At 56.7% G+C, this 404-nt stretch carries 1 protein-coding gene; it reads right to left on the bottom strand.

Annotated elements, in window-relative coordinates; genetic code table 11:
* Nucleotides 1–5 precede the first annotated feature (5 nt).
* Nucleotides 6–263, bottom strand: coding sequence for a hypothetical protein (locus EN846_RS33710; protein WP_245493408.1), 258 nt, complete (start codon nucleotides 261–263; stop codon nucleotides 6–8).
* Between the last annotated feature and the right edge of the window lie 141 nt (nucleotides 264–404).

Raw genomic sequence — 404 nt, forward strand, 5'->3', positions numbered from 1 at the left:
TCCTCCTATCCCCTCACGGCAACGCGCGAAGTCGGCGAGCAGTCTGCGATGGAATCGAGGTCGACTGTGACCAAGCCACCGCCGTCAATCCGAACGGTTATCTTGCCGTCGGTGCTATCGACGCGCGTCGCAAAGCCGCTGATTGGGACTTTTTCACCGGCCCTGGCCTTCTTCGGCGTGTCGATCGCAAGGGGAAAGTTGTAAGTCGGGATGCTCACGCTCGAAACACCATCCTCCATCACCTTCAGGATGGTGGCCGTCAAAGTGATCTCGTCACCAACTCGCGGACTTCGCGCCATCGTCTCCACGCTTTGAGCCGGGTAGTTATTTAAACATTCAAGTTAGCTAAAATGTTCCGGAACCGGATCGGGGTTTGGTGCCTTGAATCGCGGTCCTGTCGAGTT

The sequence above is a fragment of the Mesorhizobium sp. M4B.F.Ca.ET.203.01.1.1 genome (assembly GCF_004791025.1).
In the GTDB taxonomy this organism is placed as follows: domain Bacteria; phylum Pseudomonadota; class Alphaproteobacteria; order Rhizobiales; family Rhizobiaceae; genus Mesorhizobium; species Mesorhizobium abyssinicae.